The organism is Cryobacterium sp. Y50 (assembly GCF_002929805.1).
In the GTDB taxonomy this organism is placed as follows: Bacteria; Actinomycetota; Actinomycetes; order Actinomycetales; family Microbacteriaceae; genus Cryobacterium.
The window spans coordinates 1-2952 of sequence record NZ_PJJM01000026.1 but is presented as its reverse complement, the minus strand read 5'-3'; the positions used below and the strand labels follow the sequence as shown (position 1 = coordinate 2952).

3 protein-coding genes are annotated in these 2952 nt (G+C 58.5%); 1 reads left to right on the top strand and 2 read right to left on the bottom strand.

Going from position 1 to position 2952, the window contains the following annotated elements; all coding sequences use genetic code 11:
- Positions 1-247: 247 nt before the first annotated feature.
- Together CXY73_RS21265 and CXY73_RS23350 are read right to left on the bottom strand one after the other, a co-directional pair.
- A complete protein-coding gene (locus CXY73_RS21265) occupies positions 248-619 on the bottom strand; it encodes a hypothetical protein (RefSeq protein WP_146071540.1) in 372 nt (123 codons plus the stop codon).
- Between the two features lie 428 nt (positions 620-1047).
- Positions 1048-1539 (bottom strand): RNA polymerase sigma factor, encoded by a 492-nt coding sequence (locus CXY73_RS23350; RefSeq protein WP_104176410.1) that lies wholly within the window; start codon positions 1537-1539, stop codon positions 1048-1050.
- A 515-nt stretch (positions 1540-2054) separates the two neighbouring features.
- Here CXY73_RS23350 and CXY73_RS00225 point away from each other — a divergent pair.
- A complete protein-coding gene (locus CXY73_RS00225) occupies positions 2055-2771 on the top strand; it encodes a hypothetical protein (protein WP_104176408.1) in 717 nt (238 codons plus the stop codon).
- Positions 2772-2952 lie beyond the last annotated feature (181 nt).

Below are 2952 nucleotides of genomic sequence, written 5' to 3'. Positions count from 1 at the left end.
GCTGAGGTCTTGGTCGTTGGTGGATACGCGTGCATAGCCGATAAGCATCCCGGTCATGCTGGAGTGTACCGTTTATCCCCCCTTCACCGGGCATTTTCTCGGGCGGGGCATACGGGAATAGGGCGTTCCCGGAACTATGCGAAGCGCCGTCGATGCTCCGTGAGTGTTCGGGTGTCTCGGTGACCGTCCGGCTTACGGGCGGAGCCGTGGCATGATCTGTTCGTGCCGCCGAGCCTCGTGTTGTGTGTCAATTGGAGGGGTAGCCGCGCAGGTCTTCCGCGCGAGAGGTGTTGGTGTCGCCCGACTTTGTTTCGATGGTGAATGAGCCATCGACGACGGTTGCGTCAGTATCGCTCGGCCACCAGGCTGACCAATAGCCGTTGCTGATCGTTGCGGTGACGTCTAGTCCGTCCTCGTGCATGACCACGCTTTCTACGTTCGCTCCTACTCGGCCCAGGGCAAACCCATAACCGTGTGGAGGGAGACGTGCTCCGCCCGGACCGAAGGTGATGCTGTCCGCCTGCGGCAAGGTGGGTTCATAGCCGGCGGACTCTAGAAGTATGTACGTGGGGATGTTGTCGGTTCCTACGCACCAGGCGACGTCGTCGCCCTTGCCCACAACTACTGAACCGACGACTCCCCTCAGATCTGAGCTTAGGACTTCAACGGGACCGGGCGATCGCGAATTTTGTGACAGAGTTTCCGAACAGTTTTGTTCGACTGGGGAATCCGGAGAACTCGGAACTGGTATCGCCGTCCATCCAGCTAAGTCGGCAGCCGAGAGTGGTTGGGTTCCAATCGCCAGTGTTGTGGACGGTACTGGCGATTCAAGGGCGACACTCGCCGCCAGGCCAACGATCAGCAACCCGCACAGGCCTCCCGCTGCTACCAGTCGTGCTCGACCGATTGGGGATCGTCTATGAGAAGCCTCCGGCGCGGAAACAAGGTTCTCAAAGAGTCGCGCTTTCACTTGGCGATCATGGTTGCTGAAATGACTTGCCGGCTCGGGGTCGAGAGCAGCTAGGCGGGTAATCGTATCGATATTCTTCATAACGTAACTTCCTTAGCTCGTAAACACGCAGTCACTGCGGTCACGCTGGGTCCTAGGTCGCGGACCGAGTTTGCGAGTCGGTGTTTGGCCCGTGTCAAACGCATGGCGTATGCGCTGCGGGTGCATCGAAGGACTTGAGCGCCTTCCCTGTCGGAGAGCCCCTCCCAGAGGTGGAGGGCGAGGACCTCTTGATCGATACGAGATAAGGCACGCCAGGCGGCGATGAGGTCGAGATCACTATCAAGATCAGGGCCAACATCTGGCTCATAAGAACGAATAGCTATGCCCAGTTGTCGGGCCTGCCCGCGATGGGCGTTCTTGAGGACATTCGATGCGGTGAGAAATAGCCATCCTCGTGGCTCCGAGGGCAGCGTGCGGCGTTTCTTCCACGCGATCGCGAAAGTCTCAGCGACCACATCCTCAACGACAGAGGGGTGCCCTCGGCGGCGGACATATCGAAGTAGGTCTGAATAGCTCTCTTCATACATCGCGACAAACCTCTCGTGAGAATCGATGGTCGCCTGCCTTTCATGGTGGTGATTGGTGCTGCCCTCACCTTAGACATGTCACGAACGACCACAAATGCAACGTCATGGACGAAAAAATGGAATATGACGTAGTGGCCGGTAGCCGGCCTAGTACGCAATACCTATTGGTAGACCCAGTCAATATCGAGCTTCCGCCGACCTACTCGATCGACATAACTTCGGTCGTCGAGGTTGACTTTGAGAAGGCGTCGCCCGGCAGTAAAGCAGTCTTCCCGTTAGGTGTTCCCCCCGCGGGCCTCTCTGTCGTTCGGACCGCAGCCTAAGGTCACGGCGCAAGTTGAAGAGCCTGCGTCCGAGGCACGGCCCACGCGTAGACCTCGCACACGCGACCGCAACTGTCGAATTGTCCATCGAGCTGGGGCAGTGCAAAGCTCAACCTGAAACAGTGGGTCGCCAAGACGCAGCCCGACGACGTCATCTCAACGCGGAGAGGCGACTAATATCAAGGGGATTCTATGAAAAATGTGACATTCGTATTGGCCGCAGCGACCGCAACGGCTGTAGTTTTGTCCGGCTGCCAAGCACAGCAACCTGTCGCACCTGATTCATCAGCGTCGGCTTCTTCGACTCCCGCCCAGACGGATAAACTCACTGCGCAGGAATCTGCTCAGGAGTGGGCGGACAAGACATTCGGGACGTTCGAGGCTTTCACCGTCACAGGCAGCGGCGCTGATGAAATTGCCTTTCCCGACGACGCTAAATCTGGCTTCTACACAATCACGTGGGCCCCCGGCCACTGGGCCAATGAGCAGTCCGGCGCGCAGGTTTATGGTGAAGACGGCACGTACCACGAGGCTGGCATGGCAGATTATCAAGGCGATTCCGCCAGCGTCGCCTATGGCCTTGACTCCTCCGTTGGCCCGGCAGGCTGGATCACCGTCGGGCCTGGCGCGGGTGACTGGTCCATCACCGTATCGCCCATTTCAGCACTTCCCGCACTGCCAGAGACCGGCGGCTACGACGCCTATCTGTATGCGGGCGCTGAGCAACCGGTCGTTTTCTCGTCCTTAAAATCGGGGCGGGTCAACGTTCGACAGTTCAATGGCGTCGATCCGACCGACAGCATCCTCCCTCAGGAAGACTTCACGGCTGTTGGTACTCTCCTCGCTGGTCCCAGCGTCGTCAACGTCCAGCTGAAAAGCGTGAGCCCCTGGACGCGATCCACGAACTAGCCAAGGCGACACGACCTGAGCAGCGGCCGGTTCCGTCTATGAAACTCATGCGCAACAGAGCGTCTTCAGTTATTAAGTGAACGGTGTCCCGTAGGGGGTTGGCGGATTCAACCGGTCGTCGCAACGATGGGTTTTTCTGGCTCTGACAATAGTCGTTGCATGGCTTGAGTGGGTGTGATGC